The following is a 15,319-nucleotide window of genomic DNA, read 5'->3' on the forward strand; positions in this document are numbered from 1 at the left end:
GTTGATTCCAAGCTCGGCGGCGACCGCCGTTTGGCTATGCCCGCGCCCCAGCATTCGAATCACCGTCCGCCGAAGCTGCTCGCGCGCTGCTGGCTCAAGCTTTCTGACATCGATCTTTTCCATGTCACGAGTATACGACTGTTTTCTATTTTAGGACCGGGTTAATATGATGCGAAAAATAGCCGCCCCACTTTTTATAGGGGTGCTTGTGCTTGGAATCCTGAATGCAGTCATTCAGGTAACAAGTGGATGGATTGCTGGGTACGCGGTAGAAGCGCTGGGGTGGAAAGGAGTGATCATGTCAATTCTTGTTGGCATGATTGTCATGTGTGCAGTCGTTTTCTATGTGCTGAGGTTGAAAAGTAGGGGGCTTCTTGTATGATTTGGCGGTATCTCCTTAATTACTAACTTTCTCGTAAGTATTGTCACCGCATGAGACAATACGCGCATGAAATGCAAACGGAACTCGGACGGTCGCGCGATCGACCACCACTCGCTTCAGGTCATGCGCCAACAGGCCATCAAGGCGGTTCGCGAAGGGCAGACGGCGCAAAGCGTAGCGGCCGCCTTGGGCGTGAACGTGCGCAGTGTCTTTCGGTGGCTGGCCGACTTCGCCAGCGGCGGGCAGAACGCGCTGCTTGCAAAGCCGATCCCGGGGCGTCCGTCGAAGGTGAGCGCGGAGGAGATGCGCTGGCTCGCTCAGGCCGTTCGCGACTACACGCCGCTGCAGTACAAGTTCGAGTTCGGGCTGTGGACGCTGTCGCTGATCCGCGCGCTGATCCACCGGCAGTTCGGCAAGGCGTTGTCGATCGCCACGGTCAGCCGACTCATGAAGGTGCTCGGATTCAGCGCCCAGAAGCCGCTCTACCAAGCATGGCAACAGGACGCCGCGCTGGTGCGGCAATGGGAGTCGGAAACCTACCCGGCGATTCGCGCGCAAGCGCGTGCGGCGGGCGCGACGATCTACTTCGCCGACGAGTCGGGAGTCCGTTCCGATTACCACACCGGCACGACGTGGGCGCCGCGTGGGCAGACGCCGGTGGTCGAGGTCACCGGGCGGCGCTTCTCGCTGAACATGATTTCGGCGGTGAGCCCGCAGGGCGAGTTTCGCTTCATGCTCCACGACGGTTCGGTCACCGCTACGGTGTTTCGCGAGTTTCTCAAGCGCCTGATGATCGGTGCCGACAAGCCGGTCTTCGTGATCGTCGACGGGCACCCCATTCACAAGGCCAAACTGGTTCGGGCCTACGTCCAGAGCCTGAAAGGGCAACTCAAGCTCTTCTACCTGCCGCCCTACTCGCCCCAACTGAATCCCGACGAACAGGTCTGGGCGCATGTGAAGCGTCAGGTCTCCAAGCGCCTGGTGCAGGACAAAGACGAAATGAAGCGGCTGGCGCTGGGCGCGCTGCGTCGGATTCAACGGCTGCCCAGCCTCGTCAAATCGTTCTTCCTTCAGCCCGAGTGCCAGTACGCTCTTATCTGACATTACTTTCTAGAAGGTTAGTAATTGAAATGGATATAGTATTATCGGATTTGTTTTTTTGAATGGCTATGATTTTTCTTTTAAATAAATGAAAATGAAATAGAGGTTGTTTTCAGGACTTGTTTTCTGTACGTGCTTTTTGCGGCGCTGCTTCTGCTGGTGTTGTCGAATCAGTTTCTGAAGACGAGATGCCTGAGAGTGTGGCTGGCTTCGCATGGTTTTGTCTTTGCTAGTTTTGGCCCTCCGCTACTTCAGGATTAGAAAAGTATGGGGAGAAATAAGGGGGCGACGAGGGTGGGCAGCGTCAGGGTGTCCGGCTCTAAATTGAATTCTTCAAACCCGGTAGTGGTCATGATTTTGAAAGTAGAGAAGGTGGAGTAAAGGAAATATATAAAAGGCAGTTTCTTGGTTTGACTCTATTGCTGAGGCCTTGGCTATGAATGTGGAGAGGCTTGCCCGGACTTATGAGTTTTCTGTGTGCACGGTGCTTCTCGGCTTTGTTGGGCTGTGTACGAGCTATTACCTTCTCCTGGCCGCGGTGCCTTTCCATTTGTACTTTTTTCCCGAATGGGGCGGATCCTGGGAATGAACCGATTTGCCCTGATTGGACTGCTTTTTTTGATGCTTTGCCCTTTCATCAACACGCTCGGTCTGTTGCTGCTCAACAGAAAGGCTGCAAAGGTCCTGATTGCGGCGGGATGGGTGGTTGGTGTGATGGGGTTTAGGATCGAGCCTGTAAAAAGGGCTTAGCGATGAGGCTCGGAATCCAGAAGCGCGGTGATAGCGCTTGATGATGGGCATTGCCAAAGATGGGAACGGCCCTGCGAGCCAAGCTCGCGGGGCCGTTATTACGTGAACATCCAGATCAGAAGCTGACCCTGAAGGTCGCTCCCACCTGGCGTCTGTCGCCCCAGCGCTTGGTCACCGCCGAGTTGCCGGAGAAGGTGCTGGCGTCCACCGCGTATTCCACGTCGAACACGTTCTTGGCGTACAGGCCGAGGTGCCAGGCGCCGGAGGCGGCGCCTATGCCGAGGCCGACGTCGGTGAGGTGGCGGGCGTCTTCCTCGCCGTAGTCGGACAGGTTCAGGGCGACGTTGTGGCGGGAGGCGTAGTTGTCGTGGACGTGGGCGTGGAAGACCAGGCCGTTGCCCAGCGGCTTGCGGTAGTCGGCGCCGAGGTTGAAGGAGTACTTGGGGGCGCCGGGCAGGGTGCGGCCGGAATAGTCGCATTGGGCCGGCGGGCTGGCGGTGAGGTCGCCGGGGCAAGGGGCGTCCTTGTAGCTGTCGTAGCGGGCGTGGTTGATGGCGCCGCCGAAGCGAATGGTGAGGGTGTTGGTGGCGGACCAGGCGCCGTCGATCTCCAGCCCGCGCAGCGTCACCTTCTTGGCGTTGCCGATGATGTTGCGGGTGCCGGTGGTGGTGTTGGCATCGGGCACGATCTGCTCGGTCTGGAAATCCCGGATGTCGGTGGCGTAGAGGTTCACGTTCAGGATGAGCTTGCGGTTGAGCAGCGCGAGCTTGGCGCCCAGTTCCAGGTCTAGCGCGGTTTCCGGTTCGGTGACGTTGGGGCTGCCGTCGGAGGTGTTCCAGCTCACTGCGCCGGATTTCACGCCGCGGGCGAAGGAGGCGTAGAGCAGGGTGTCCTCGTTCAGCTTGTAGCTGGGGCTGAGCAGCAGCGAGGTGGCGGTGCTGCGGTCGTCGATGGAGCGCTCGGCGCCGTACTTGGCGCTGGCGCCGGTCTGCGCGGCGCGTATGGCCTTGGCGGCGGCGATCTGCGCGGCGGTGGCGCCGTTGGAGGCGCCCAGGGCATCCAGGTCGGCGCCTTGGCCGAGTTCGACGAATTCCCAGGTGTTCTTCTTGTATTCCCAGGTCTGGCGCAGGCCGGCGGTGAGCGTCGTCTTCTCGGTGAGGTGCCAGTTGAGCTGGCCGAAGGCGGCGAAGCTGGTGGTTTCCGGCTTCTTCTTCTGGATGGTGTAGACGTTGTTGAGCGAGGCGCCCAGCAGTTCGCGGCCGGCGGCGCTGGTGTTCAGCGTGCTGTACTGGGCGTTGCTGGCGTAGAAGGCGCCAGCGTCCGCGCCGTAGGGGGTATGGGAGGAGAGGTCGAAGGCGTTGTACAGGGCGTAGAGGCCGACCTGGTAGTCGATGACTTCGCCGGGGTGGGAACTCAGCCGGATCTCCTGGGAGAACTGTTGCTGGTCGGTGCGGGCGCCGCCGCCGCGGCGGATGTCGAAGCGGGTGGTGTCGAAGTCGTTGTCGGCGACGAACTTGTTGTCCTTGTAGGCGGTGATGGAGGTGAGGGTGTGGCTGGCCAGCTCCCAGTTCACTTCGGCGGAGATGCCGTTCTGATCGTCCTTGGACGGCGTCACGTAGTTGGCATCCACCTTGAATTTATCCAGCAGCGGGCTGTAGTTGCCGAACCAGTCGCGGCCCAGGCGGGAGCTGAAGCTGATGGCGCGGGCGCTGCCGTCCAGGTAGGTGGCGGGGTCTTCCACTGGCGGGCTCATGTTGATGTTCTCCCGCGCCCGGCTGTGGTGAAGGATGATGCGTGCCGAGACGTCGGCGCTGGGCACCAGCAGGAACTGCAGCCGCGCGCCGGAGCGGTCGCGGTCGTACCAGGTGGAGTCGTTCTGGTTGCTGTTCTTGATGCTGCCTTCTCCCTTTTCGTCGAAGAAGGAGAAGCGGTAGGCGAGCACCTCATCCACGATGGGGCCGGTGAGGGTGCCCTGGATGCGGCGCAGGTCGCGTTCGCCGACGGTGAGTTCCACCGTGTTGCTGGGGGTGAAGCTGGGTTTGCGGGTGCTGATGTTGAGCACGCCCAGGGTGGTGTTCTTGCCCAGCAGGGTGCCTTGCGGGCCGCGGGCGACTTCGATGTTTTCCAGGTCGGCGAAGTTGGTCCACGAGGCGCCGACGTAGGGCTGGAAGACGTTGTCGATGATGACGCCGACCGCCGCCTCGTATTCCTCGCCATTGACGTTCTTGCCCACGCCGCGGATGGAGACACTGGAGCGGCGGGAGTTGAGCTCCGCCGCCTGGACGTTGGTGGTGCGGCGGGCAAAGTCGGTGATGTTCACTGCATGGTCGCGCTCCAGCTCGCGGCCGGTGACGACCGAGACCGGAATCGGCACGTCCTGCAGGCGTTCCTCGCGGTTGCGGGCGCGGATGACGACGGTGTCGAGCGCCTGCTCGCTGTCGGTCTGCCATGGTGGTGAAAATCCTTGTCGGGGGTGGGGAGCGGGTCTTATGCGTGCGGGCTTGTGCTGGCTTTTGTGTTTTGGGAAGAACATGCGGAAACGCGGGCAGCAGAGGTCCTGGGCCTGCCGCCGAGGGCAGGCCCGGACGTGCCGTCTGGGGTTTTGGGAGAGCGCCGGCCGCAGCCGGCGCGGAGGCTCAGGGCATCGCCGCCCGTGCCGCCGGGCGCTGCCTCACAGAACGATCTCGTTCGTGATCGGCGGGCGCTGGTGCACCTCGATCAGACCGCGTTCGCGGGCGATGGCGAGGCTGGCGTAGATGGCCGCATCCGGACTGTTGGGGTTCTGCTGCGTCCGGCTGCCCTCGGGGGCGTAGCGGCTGTCCTCGTTGCCGGCGTAACAGTAGCTGCCGGGTTCGTGGCGGTCGAAGCCCAGCGCGCGGCGGAAGTTGCCGAGTACGCCCAGCGCCAGGATTTCCTCCCGGCTGGTGGGTTGCGGCGTGCGCAGCGGGCCGACGTAGAGCGCATCGGCGGGGCAGTGGGCCTCGCACAGGTAGCAGGTGTGGCATTCCGCCTGGCGGGCGATCACCGGCACGCCGTCGGCGCGCAGGTCGAAGGTGCCGGTGGGGCAGATCTCCTCGCACTTGCCGCAGCTGGTGCAGCGGTCCTCGAACACGTACTCGATCATGAGGCCCTCGCATGCAGGTGGGCGTTGCTGGAGACCGGCTTGCGCTTCACCCACACCTGGTCCAGCCCGCCGGCGATGACGTGGCTGTACTGCTTCTCGTCGATCACCGGGTAGTCGGCGCGGCGCTGCAGGCCGCGGCTCTCCTTGCGCTCCAGCGCGCTGGCGAAGATCCAGCGCGCGGCGGCGATCAGCGCGGCCGCCTCGCGGGCGCGCACCACCGAGCGGGCGTAGTCGGCGCCCCGCAGGCTGCCGTTGCCGGCCAGGCTGCTGCGGGCATCCCGCCACAGGCCGTCCAGCTTCTCCAGCGCGGCGCTCATCACCTTGCCGTCGCGGCGGTAGAACTTGGCCACCGGCAGCACTTCCTCCTGCACGCCGGCGATCAGCGCGTTCACATCCAGATCGGCGCGCGCCCGCTCGCTCGGCCGCAGCCCGGCGGTGCCGGAGTAGCTCACCTTGCGGGTGGCGGCGTCGGCGCCGTACTTGCGCGCGAACAGCGTGGCCGAATGGCCGGCCCAGGAGCCGGAAGCCAGCGCCCAGGCGGTGGCCGGGCCGGCGCCGGACTGGTTGGCACCCACCAGCTTTTCCCGCGAGGTGGTGTCGCCGGCGGCGAACAGGCCGGGCACGGTGGTGGTGGCGCCGTCGCCCACTTCGATGCCGCCGGAGGCGCGTATGGTGCCTTCCAGGATGTGCTCCACCTCGTATTCCTGGGTGAAGGGGTCGATGTGCAGGTGGCGCTTGAAGTACTGGAAGGTCATCGGCTGGCCGGCCTGGATGCGCTGGCGGCCGATGTCGTCGTACTTGTCCAGCTTGCAGTAGAGGTGGCCGGTCTGGATCTCGGCGATGGTGGTGCCCTTGCCGCGGCTTACCACCTGGCCGTGGGCGTCGGTGAGGGTGGCCGAGCCATATACCGCCGTCTTGGAGCAGGCGCTGCCCTTGGGCACGATGCCGTACTGGCCGCTGAACTCCATGCCGGAGAGCTGGGCGCCGGCTTCCACCGCCAGCAGGTAGCCGTCGCCGGTGTTGTTGTTGCCGCCGGCGATGCCGGAGCGGAAGGCGGTGCCACCGGTGGCCAGCACCACCGCGCCGGCGCGCACCTGCCAGCGCTTGCCGGTGCGGCGGTTCCAGCCGGTGGCGCCGGCGGCGGCGCCGTCGGCCAGCAGCAGTTCCAGCGCCGGGCTGTGGTCGAGGATGGTCACCCCGTGCTGTTCCAGCTGCTTGCGCAGGAACAGCACCGCGTCGCCGGCGCGCAGGCCGCCCCAGCGCTCCTGGTTGCCATCCTGGGTGCGCGGAAAGGCGTAGCCCCAGCGCGACATCAGGTCCTGGTTGATGAAGCTCTGGTCATACACCTTGGCGATCCATTCGGTTTCGGCGAAACCGAAGGCGATGGGCAGGCGGGAATTGACCATGCCTTCGCGGTGCTGCGGATCGTCCGGCTTGATGTAGTAGGCGCCGGTGCCAGCCGCCGCCTGCGCGCCGGAGGTGCCGAGATAGCCCTTCTCGGCCACCACCACGCGGGCGCCGGCGCGGGCGGCGGCGAGGCCGGCCCAGGCACCGGCCGGACCGCCGCCGATGATGAGTACGTCGGCCACCAGGTTGATGTCGAAACTCTCCTGCGCGGAGGGCGCGGGGAAATCCACGATGTTGCTGTTTGCCATCTGCTTGCTCCCATCGTTCTTGCGAACAGTTCGGTTGGAGGGGCGGGGCGTTGTCGTCTCTCCGCCGTGGGCGGAAAGTCCGGGACAAAACGCATAAAGCCTGCCAGGGCGTGCTCTTGCGGCAGATGGCGAGATGAATGTTTATTTGAATCAGTGGCTTGAGGTTGCTTCTCGATTTGCCCAGCGGCATGCGCCGGTTCCACGCCAGATGCCGCGCTGCTGCTTCGGCAGCAGTTCCAGGGCCGCAAGTGTTGCTTATGGAGTAGCCCGCGAAAGAGGGGAGGCGAGCGGCGCCGCGGCGGGTGCGACGGGCGGTATCGGCCGGCTGCTGAATCCGCAGCAGCCGGGGCGCGAAACTGCTGCGCACTCACCACCACGGCCGGTCCGCCAGGGGCAACTCCTTGATTCTGCGGGATGGCATGGTTCTGGCTGACCGCTCGAGAAACCGCGTCTGTCGAAGGGCCATCCCGGCGGCTTCCAGCGCGGCGCCGTTCTCTCCCTCCGATGATCGAACTGATACTTGATGATCGCTGCATCCGCTGCGACAAGTGCGTGCAGGTCTGCCCGAACGAAGTTTTCGAGGCCGTGCCCGGCGACCTGCCGGCGATAGGCCGCCAGGCCGACTGCCATACCTGTTTCCTGTGCGAGGTGTATTGCCCCACCGAGGCGCTCTACGTGTCGCCTTACTCCACGCCGGAATCCGGCCTCTCCGCCGGCGAGCTGGAAGCGCGCGGCTTCATCGGCAGCTATGTGCGCACCATCGGCTGGGCGCCGGGCGCGCGCCGCGCCTGAACAGGGAAAACCACAGCATGAGCTTTTATCCGCAACAGCAGGAGGTGGGCGGCGACAGCCACAACCTCCACCTCACCACCGACGTGCTCGTCATCGGCGGCAGCCTCACCGGTTGCTGGGCGGCGCTGGCCGCCCGCCGCGCCGGCGCCAGCGTGGTCCTGGCCGAGAAGGGCTATGTCGGCACCGCCGGCGTGGTCGCCGCCGCCACCGCCGGTGGCGCGCATACCGTGCCGGGCAAGGAGGAGCACAACCACAAGGTGCTCCATGGCCGCCGCGCGGCCGCCGCCGGGCTGGACGACCTCGGCCTCGCCCGCAAGGTATATGACGAAACCTACCGCATCGGCCTGCGGCTGAAGGAGATGGGCTTCGAGCCCAACCCCGGCCGCCCCGGCGGCAATCCCTTCGGCGGCGAACCGCGGCTCACCAGCTTCAACGGCCCGTACTCGCTGCACTTCCTGCGTACCGCGCTGCTCAAGGCAGGCGTGCGCATCCTGGATCACAGCCCGGCGCTGGAGCTGCTCGCCAGCGACGGCATCGTCACAGGCGCTGCCGGGGTGAACCGCCAGAGCGAGGAGAGCTGGGCGGTGCGTGCAGGTGCGGTGATCCTCGCCACCGGCGGCAACGCCTTCCGCTCCGGCGCCATGGGCACCAATGGCGTCACCGGCGACGGCCACCTGTTCGGCGTCGAGGCCGGCGCCCGGCTGGTGGCGGTGGAGTTCAGCGGCCACTACGGCATCACCCCGGCCGGCAGCCAGACCACCAAGGGCTTCTGGTACGGCAGCGCCACCTTCTACGACGGCGCCGGCCGCGAACTGCCGGAGAACGGCTGGGGCGCGGTGCCGGACGTGGCCCGCGCGGTGATGGAAACCGGCGCCGCCTACGCCACCATCAACCGCGGCAACCCGGAGATGCCGCGCTTCGCCCGCCGCACCGCCAACCTGTTCCAGTTCTTCGACCGCGCCGGCATCGATCCCTTCAAGGACAAATTCCCGCTCGCCCTGCTGTACGAAGGCCATGTGCGCGGCGTCGGCGGCCTGGTGGTGGATGGCGAGGGCGCCACCGACGTGCCCGGCCTCTATGCCGCCGGCGACGTCACCGACCGCACCCACATGACCGGCGCGCAGATGAGCGGCGCCGGCCCGGCGGTGGCCTGGTGCCTGGCGTCCGGCGAATGGGCGGGCGCCGCCGCCACCGCCTTCGCCGCCGGACCGGGCGCGGCGGTGCGCTGCCGGCCGGCGGTCGGCCTCGGCGGCCTGGGCCTGCGCGCGCCGGGCGCCGCTGGGCGGATAGAACAGGTGCGCGAGCTGCGCGCCGCGGTGCAGGCGGAAATCCTGCCCATCGAGAAGAACGTGTTCCGCAGCCTGGGCGGCATGCAGGCTTCGCTGCAGCGCCTGGACGGCCTGTGGGGCCAGCACCGCCACCGCCTGCTCGGCGGCAGCGTGCGCGAGGTGGTGGAAGCGCGCGAAACCGCCGCGCTGCTTGCCGGCGCCCGCTGGATCTACCGCGCCGCGCGGCAGCGCACCGAAACGCGCGGCCTGCACCGGCTGCAGGAGCATCCGCAGACCGACCCGGCGCAGCGGGACCGCATCCTGGTCGACGGGCTGGACGAGATCCGGGTGTCGCGGGAGCCGTTGCGGGCGGTGGTGGAGGAGGCGGTGCTGGCCTGAGGACCGCTTCCACACCCTGATGATGCTGGGGTGCCAGATGAACAAACGTTTCAGCCCGGGCACGGATTGCATCGGGCTTTCATCTGGAGTGGAACTGGCATGAACGAACCGCCGTCGGGCAGCAGTGTCGCTTGCTGCCCGGCGGTTTTCCCTCTGCTCAGGCGAGAATTTCTTTCGGCTGGATGTGCAGGTTGCCGGTGCCCAGGGCACTGCTTTCCGAGCTAGAGGTGCTTTATCAGACTCATGCGCTGATGAAGGATGCGTACCACCGCGATCGACGCATCCTGCGTGCGATAAATGATGACGTGCGAACCGATGAAATACAGCCTGTGGGTTTCGGGCAGTTCGGGGGCGCGGTTTCCTATCGAGGGATTGCGGGCGATTCGCTGAAGGGCGCCGTTGAGCTTGTTCCGGTAGGCATGCAGCTGTTCCGGCCCCCAGGTCTCGCCGGTGTAGCGCAGGATGTCGATGAAATCCTGTTTCGCCCGCGGTGAAAGGACGATCCTGCGCGATGCTTCAGGGAAGGACATCCGGGTCTATCCGCTTGCCGCTGTGCAGGCTCTTGATGGCTGTCTCGGTGATGTCGTCCAAGACATCTGCGGTGTAGGGGATGCCCTCGCCACGGTCCAGCTCGGCATCGCCTTGCTGGATCGCGGCGTGCCAGGCCTGCACCCGGGACTCCTCGGCCTGCATGCGTCGGATCGCGTCGCGGATGACCTCGGTGGCGTTGCCATAGAAGCCGCTGGCGACCTTGCCCTTGATGAAATTCTCCATCTCCGGGGAGAGGTTGATATGCATGGTCATGGCGGAGCTCCTTGGCGCTTCAGATCCAGGAAGTATCCATAGTATGGATATGAGCGTCCAGTTGGCCGATCTGGACAGCTGCAAAAAAAGCCACCGGCTTGCACGCCGATGGCTTCTGTCCCTGCCGCATAGGTGGGAGCGGTTTGTCTTTCCTCACTCCGCCGTCCAGTACCCCTCCAGCTTCAGCTCCTTCAGCGCCGCCTGCTGGTATTCCGGTTTGAACCAGCTGCGTATGGTCTTCTCGTCGGCGCCCTTGCGGATCAGTTTGTGTTTCACCGCGAACTTCACCAGCTCGTCGTAGGCGGCCACCGAGGTTTCGTCCACCAGGGGATTGAAGCGCGCCTTCAGCGAGCCTTCGTAGTCTTCCTTGACGTACTGGTAGCCCACGCTGCGTTCGGCGACGAAGCGCAGCAGGGTTTCGCGGTTCTGTTCTTCGGAGGCCCAGTGGGCTGTGCGCAGCAGCACCTTCACCACCCGGCGGACGGTGTCCGGGTGGGCCTTCTCGAACTTGCTGGAAACCAGCATGCCGCTCTGGCTGTTGTCGTTGGCGAAGTCGCGGGTGCCGTCGAGCACGCGCAGCTTGCCCTGGTCGCGCAGGATCAGCAGGTTCACCCCGCCGAACACCGCGTCCACCGCGCCGGCGTTGAAGGCCACCAGCGCTTCGGCGCCCTGCAGGTTCACCAGCGTCACATCCTTCTCCTGCAGGCCCTTGGATTCCAGCAGCTGGATCAGCGAGCGATAGGGGTTGGTGCCCTTCTGCACGGTGATGCGCTTGCCTTTCAGATCGGCGACCGTCTTGTAGGACGAGCCGGACTGCACCGCCAGATAGTAGGTGCCGGAGCCGGTGGCGCGGCGGGTGAGGACGATGTGCGCCGGAATGCCGCCGGCCAGGCCGATGACGTTGGGCACGCCGCCGTAGGTGCCGAAGTCGATGGAGCCCTGGGCCAGCGCCTCGTTCTGCGCCGGGCCGGTGCCGGCGAAGAAGATCTGCTCGATCTTCGGCCCGTTCTTGCCGAATTCCTGCTCGAAGTAGCCCAGGTGCTCACTCAGCGCGACCAGGCCGACGCTGACCGGCTTGCCGCCGGTGGTGCTGACGTTGGTGCCGCCGACTTCGCCGAACGCGATCTTGTCCGGCAGATCGCTGGCGGCGCCGGCTGCGGCGGGAAGCAGGGCGGCGAGCAGGAGCAGCAGGCCGCGGCGGTAAAGGGAGCTGAGGCGTTTCATCGGCGATTTCCGTGGCTATGGGGATGGGGAAGTCCGTCGGGAAGACAGCGGGGAAAAAGGATGGAGAGGACTGAGGAAAGGGCGTGCGGCTGCCGTCGTTGTTCCGGGGCGGACCAGCGGGGCGGAGCCCGCCGCTGGCTGGTCCGCGAGTCAGCTATCGCAGGCCCGCGGATCGCCAGCCGCGTTCAGCCGCGCGTGCGCCAGCGGAACAGGTAGTCCGGCAGGCCGCGCAGGCCCTTGTTCATGGCGACGCCGGTGGCGGCGATCAGGGTCACGCCCAGCAGCACGACGTCGGTGCGGAAGTGTTCCTGCGCGCCCATGACCACCGAGCCGATGCCGCCGGACATCACGCCGATCACGTACTCGGCGCCGATGGCGGCGAACCAGGAATAGATCAGCGACAGCTGCAGCGCGGTGACGATGGCCGGCGCGGACGACGGCAGGATCACCCAGCGCAGCATCTTCAGCCGGGAGAAGCCCAGTACCCGGCCCACTTCCAGCAATTGCGCCGGGGTGCTGCGCACGCCCTCGAAGGCGCCCATAACCACCGGCTTGGCGGCGGCGATGGCGACGAACACGATCTTGCACAGGTCGCCGGTGCCGAACCAGGCGGTGAGCAGCGGAATCCAGGCCAGGATGGCGACCTGCCGTACCGCGTGGAAGCTGGGCCCCATGATGCGGTCGAAGGCCTTGGACAGGCCCATGCCCACGCCCAGCGCCAGGCCGATGCCGATGCCGATGCCGTAGCCCTGCAGCAGGCGAGCGAAGGTGGAGGCGATGCCCTCGGCCAGCGAATGGAACACCTGCGGGTCCAGCGCGGCATCGTAGAGCTGGCCGAAGGGCACCAGCACCAGCGGGCTCACCCATTCATGCGTGGTGGCCAGCCACCACAGCACCAGCAGCAGTGCCGGCGGTACCAGCCCGCGGAAGCGGCGGCTGTGCCACAGGCGCTGGAGGGCGGAGGCTGCGGCGGGATGGCTCATCGCGCACCTCCCTGGCGGGGTTGAACGACCGGCCTTTGCGGCGCGGAGCGGCTGTCATGCGCGACGCGCGTGGCGCTGGTTTTCAGCCGCGTCGCTTCCTGGCCAGCGGCGGAGGAAAGCGAGGCTCCAGTCCGCAGGCCGGCCAGCAGCAAAGGAAAGGCGACGCCGCTCATTCCCGGCCCCGCCAGCGCAGCAGCCGGCTTTCCGCCCGGCGCAGGCCATAGTCCAGGCTGAAGCCGATCAGGCCGATCAGGGCGACGCACACCAGCACCACGTCCAGCTGGAAAATCTGCCGGCTCCAAGTCATCAGGTAGCCGATGCCTTCGGCGGAAGCCATCACCTCCACCGCCACCAGCGCCACCCACACATGGGCCACGCCCTGGCGCACGCCAGTGGCGATGGCCGGCATCGCGCCCGGCAGCACCACCCGGCGGTACAGCGTCCACCGGCTCAGCTTCATCACCCGCGCCACTTCCAGGTAGGCGGGCGGAATGTTGCGGATGCCGTCGGCCGTCACCAGCGCCAGCGGCACCACGCAGGCCTTGGTCATGATGAAGAGCTTCAGGCTGTCGTCTATGCCCAGCACCATCATCAGCAGCGGAATCAGGGCGATGGAGGGAATCTGCACCAGGATGCGGAAGCTCGGCCCTATCCAGCTCTCGAAGGCCGGCGAGGCGCCTAGCGCGACGCCCAGCGCCAGGCCGAGCACCAGCCCCAGCGCCGCGCCCTGCGCCACCCGCCACAGGCTGATGAAGAGGTGCTCCGCAATGTCGCCGCCATGCAGCAGGTCGAGGAAGCTGGCGAACACCGCGCCCGGGCTGGGCAGGATGTTGGACGGCAGCAGCTCGGTGCCGCTGGCGTACCACCACACCAGCAGCACCGAGAGCGGGAACAGTGCGTACTGGAACACCAGCGGCGCGCTGTGCCACAGCCGCGCCAGCGCCGGCCCCCAGGCGAAGGGCGGCTGGCCGGCGCTGACGGACAGTTGCAGCGCCGCCTCGTTGCCGCCCGTCACCAGATGCATCGCCGGCGTCTCGTGCGCCTGCGTGGCCGCGCCGCCAGCGGCTTCCGCCGCCACCTTCCTGCCCAGCGCCGTGCTCATCGTCCATACCCCGCCGGGCAGGCCGGCGGCGGCAGGGCGGCCGGGCGGGAGAGGGCAGGTGCGCTGCGGTTCATGATGGCTCCTTGTCGGTGGGCAGAGTGGCGCGGCGATCCGGCGCCGGCTTGTTCTGGAACCCGGTCAGCAAGAGCCATACCACTGGGGTGAAAAGCGGGGTTTCCCTTTCGCTACAAGGTCTTGGCGGCATTTTGCGCAAACCGCTTCGCTGCGGGCTGCTGCGGATTCAACAGCCTGCGGCGCCCGGCTGGTGGCCGTGCAGCAGCGCTGTTGCTGGCCGGGCGCTGTGCCGGCTTCAGGCCGCCTGCCGTGCAACCTGGCCGCTCACCTCCGCGCCGGCGTCCGGCGCCAGCCGCAGGAAGCGCAGCGCCGCCAGCAGGCCGATCAGGCCGACGACGAGGAAGGCGTTGCGGAAGTCCGCCAGCAGCGGCGCATCGGCGCCGTGCAGCGCCTGCGAGAGCTTCATCACCAGCGCCGCCACCGCCACGCCGAGAATCATGGACACCTGCTGCACCATGCTGGACAGCGTGGAGGCGGAGCTGCGCTGGCGCGGCTCGGTGTCGGCGAAGGTGAGGGTACTGAGGGCGGTGAGCTGCATGGAGCGCGTCAGCCCGGCGGCCACCAGCAGCGCGGCGGCGATCCAGCCCGGCGTGTCCGCCTGCAGCAGCCCGCAGGCGGCGATGGCGAGCGCGCCCAGCACGCCGTTGCCCACCAGCACCTGGCGGAAGCCGAAGCGGCGCAGCAGCGGCGTGGTCACCGTCTTCATGCCCAGGTTGCCGGCGAAGTAGGCCAGGATCATCAGCCCGGACTGCCAGGGATTCAGGCCGAAGCCGATCTGGAACAGCAGCGGCAGCAGGAAGGGCGTGGCGCTGATGGCGATGCGGTAGAAGAAGCCGCCGCTCAGCGTGGACAGGGTGAAGGTGGGCGCGGCGAAGGCGGAGAGAGCCAGCAGCGGCTCGTCGGCGCGGCGGAAGTGGCGCAGCGCGGCGACGCCGAGCAGGCCGCCGATGGCGCAGCACACCGCCGCCACGATCAGGTCCGCCCCGGCGCGGCCCACCGATTCCAGGCCGTGGAGCAGCAGCACCAGCGCACCGGCGGCGAGCAGGAAGCCGCGGCCGTCGAAGCGGCGGCGCGCCTCTTCCCGCAGGTTGGGGATGTAGCGCAGCACCAGCGCCAGCCCGATCGCGCCCAGCGGCAGGTTGATGAGGAAATTCCAGCGCCATGAAGCGTAGGTGGTGATGAAGCCGCCCAGCGCCGGCCCGAACACAGGTGCGATCAGCGCTGGCCAGGTGATCAGCGCGGTGGCCTGCAGCAGCCCGGCCTTGGAGGTATTGCGCAGTACCACCATGCGCCCCACCGGCGTCATCAACGCACCGCCCACGCCTTGCAGCGCGCGGGCGGCGACGAAGGCCGGCAGGCTGTCCGCCATGCCACAGGCCAGCGAGGCCAGGCTGAAGATGAGGATGGCGGCGGCGAACACATTGCGGCTGCCATGGCGGTCCGCCAGCCAGCCACTGGCCGGAATGAAGGCCGCCACCGCCAGCATGTAGATGGTGACGCCCAGGCTGAGATCCAGCGCCTGCACGCCGAAGGAGGCCGCCATCTGTGGCAGCGAGGTGTTGATGATGGCGCCGTCCAGCACCTGCATGAAGAAGGCGCCGGCAACGATCAGGGGAATGCGCCTGGGGAGTTCTTGGGAGCTCATTGGGTGGGGTTTTTA

13 protein-coding genes are annotated in these 15,319 nt (G+C 66.6%); 4 read left to right on the forward strand and 9 right to left on the reverse strand.

What is annotated here, in order from left to right:
- The first annotated feature begins 448 nt into the window (after window positions 1-448).
- Entirely contained in the window at window positions 449-1,483 is a 1,035-nt protein-coding gene (locus GRF61_RS19525; protein ID WP_169152298.1) for an IS630 family transposase, read from the forward strand.
- A gap of 585 nt (window positions 1,484-2,068) precedes the next feature.
- Entirely contained in the window at window positions 2,069-2,233 is a 165-nt protein-coding gene (locus GRF61_RS19530; RefSeq protein ID WP_169152299.1) for a hypothetical protein, read from the forward strand.
- Between the two features lie 115 nt (window positions 2,234-2,348).
- Here GRF61_RS19530 and GRF61_RS19535 read toward each other — a convergent pair whose 3' ends face one another.
- From GRF61_RS19535 to GRF61_RS19545, 3 genes are all read right to left on the reverse strand, one after another.
- Window positions 2,349-4,766 (reverse strand): TonB-dependent receptor, encoded by a 2,418-nt coding sequence (locus GRF61_RS19535; RefSeq protein ID WP_169152300.1) that lies wholly within the window; start codon window positions 4,764-4,766, stop codon window positions 2,349-2,351.
- A gap of 138 nt (window positions 4,767-4,904) precedes the next feature.
- Window positions 4,905-5,357, reverse strand: a complete 453-nt coding sequence (locus GRF61_RS19540) for a ferredoxin family protein (protein WP_169152301.1) — start codon at window positions 5,355-5,357, stop codon at window positions 4,905-4,907.
- Window positions 5,354-7,012, reverse strand: a complete 1,659-nt coding sequence (locus GRF61_RS19545) for an FAD-binding protein (protein WP_169152302.1) — start codon at window positions 7,010-7,012, stop codon at window positions 5,354-5,356. Before GRF61_RS19545 ends, GRF61_RS19540 begins: the two co-directional genes overlap by 4 nt.
- A 504-nt stretch (window positions 7,013-7,516) precedes the next feature.
- Between GRF61_RS19545 and GRF61_RS19550 the strand changes: the two genes are divergently transcribed.
- Window positions 7,517-7,804 (forward strand): 4Fe-4S binding protein, encoded by a 288-nt coding sequence (locus tag GRF61_RS19550; RefSeq protein WP_169152303.1) that lies wholly within the window; start codon window positions 7,517-7,519, stop codon window positions 7,802-7,804.
- A 17-nt stretch (window positions 7,805-7,821) separates the two neighbouring features.
- Complete coding sequence (locus GRF61_RS19555) at window positions 7,822-9,471, forward strand: FAD-binding protein (RefSeq protein ID WP_169152304.1); 1,650 nt, start codon at window positions 7,822-7,824, stop codon at window positions 9,469-9,471.
- A gap of 221 nt (window positions 9,472-9,692) precedes the next feature.
- On the opposite strand, the gene GRF61_RS19560 is transcribed toward GRF61_RS19555, so the two are convergent.
- The 6 genes from GRF61_RS19560 to GRF61_RS19585 form a co-directional block, all read right to left on the reverse strand.
- Window positions 9,693-10,001 (reverse strand): type II toxin-antitoxin system RelE/ParE family toxin, encoded by a 309-nt coding sequence (locus tag GRF61_RS19560; RefSeq protein ID WP_169152305.1) that lies wholly within the window; start codon window positions 9,999-10,001, stop codon window positions 9,693-9,695.
- Window positions 9,988-10,275, reverse strand: a complete 288-nt coding sequence (locus GRF61_RS19565) for a type II toxin-antitoxin system ParD family antitoxin (RefSeq protein ID WP_211166094.1) — start codon at window positions 10,273-10,275, stop codon at window positions 9,988-9,990. The genes GRF61_RS19560 and GRF61_RS19565 overlap by 14 nt, the downstream gene beginning before the upstream one ends.
- A 153-nt stretch (window positions 10,276-10,428) precedes the next feature.
- Window positions 10,429-11,499 carry an ABC transporter substrate-binding protein gene (locus GRF61_RS19570; protein ID WP_169152306.1) on the reverse strand — a complete coding sequence of 357 codons (1,071 nt, stop codon included), beginning with the start codon at window positions 11,497-11,499 and terminating at the stop codon, window positions 10,429-10,431.
- 185 nt (window positions 11,500-11,684) lie between these two features.
- Entirely contained in the window at window positions 11,685-12,482 is a 798-nt protein-coding gene (locus GRF61_RS19575; protein WP_169152307.1) for an ABC transporter permease subunit, read from the reverse strand.
- Between the two features lie 169 nt (window positions 12,483-12,651).
- Window positions 12,652-13,584, reverse strand: a complete 933-nt coding sequence (locus GRF61_RS19580) for an ABC transporter permease (RefSeq protein WP_169152308.1) — start codon at window positions 13,582-13,584, stop codon at window positions 12,652-12,654.
- A 310-nt stretch (window positions 13,585-13,894) separates the two neighbouring features.
- Window positions 13,895-15,304 (reverse strand): MFS transporter, encoded by a 1,410-nt coding sequence (locus tag GRF61_RS19585; RefSeq protein WP_169152309.1) that lies wholly within the window; start codon window positions 15,302-15,304, stop codon window positions 13,895-13,897.
- Between the last annotated feature and the right edge of the window lie 15 nt (window positions 15,305-15,319).

It is taken from the genome of Azoarcus sp. TTM-91 (assembly GCF_012911025.1).
Classification (GTDB): Bacteria; Pseudomonadota; Gammaproteobacteria; order Burkholderiales; family Rhodocyclaceae; genus Azoarcus.

What these genes read in the sequence shown, in the direction of transcription:
- GRF61_RS19585 (WP_169152309.1), bottom strand. Translation starts at nt 15,304, where the DNA reads ATGAGCTCCCAAGAACTCCCCAGGCGCATTCCCCTGATCGTTGCCGGC.
- GRF61_RS19545 (WP_169152302.1), bottom strand. Translation starts at nt 7,012, where the DNA reads ATGGCAAACAGCAACATCGTGGATTTCCCCGCGCCCTCCGCGCAGGAG.
- GRF61_RS19555 (WP_169152304.1), top strand. Translation starts at nt 7,822, where the DNA reads ATGAGCTTTTATCCGCAACAGCAGGAGGTGGGCGGCGACAGCCACAAC.
- GRF61_RS19565 (WP_211166094.1), bottom strand. Translation starts at nt 10,275, where the DNA reads ATGACCATGCATATCAACCTCTCCCCGGAGATGGAGAATTTCATCAAG.
- GRF61_RS19530 (WP_169152299.1), top strand. Translation starts at nt 2,069, where the DNA reads ATGAACCGATTTGCCCTGATTGGACTGCTTTTTTTGATGCTTTGCCCT.
- GRF61_RS19580 (WP_169152308.1), bottom strand. Translation starts at nt 13,584, where the DNA reads ATGAGCACGGCGCTGGGCAGGAAGGTGGCGGCGGAAGCCGCTGGCGGC.
- GRF61_RS19535 (WP_169152300.1), bottom strand. Translation starts at nt 4,766, where the DNA reads ATGTTCTTCCCAAAACACAAAAGCCAGCACAAGCCCGCACGCATAAGA.
- GRF61_RS19550 (WP_169152303.1), top strand. Translation starts at nt 7,517, where the DNA reads ATGATCGAACTGATACTTGATGATCGCTGCATCCGCTGCGACAAGTGC.
- GRF61_RS19560 (WP_169152305.1), bottom strand. Translation starts at nt 10,001, where the DNA reads ATGTCCTTCCCTGAAGCATCGCGCAGGATCGTCCTTTCACCGCGGGCG.
- GRF61_RS19540 (WP_169152301.1), bottom strand. Translation starts at nt 5,357, where the DNA reads ATGATCGAGTACGTGTTCGAGGACCGCTGCACCAGCTGCGGCAAGTGC.
- GRF61_RS19575 (WP_169152307.1), bottom strand. Translation starts at nt 12,482, where the DNA reads ATGAGCCATCCCGCCGCAGCCTCCGCCCTCCAGCGCCTGTGGCACAGC.
- GRF61_RS19570 (WP_169152306.1), bottom strand. Translation starts at nt 11,499, where the DNA reads ATGAAACGCCTCAGCTCCCTTTACCGCCGCGGCCTGCTGCTCCTGCTC.
- GRF61_RS19525 (WP_169152298.1), top strand. Translation starts at nt 449, where the DNA reads ATGAAATGCAAACGGAACTCGGACGGTCGCGCGATCGACCACCACTCG.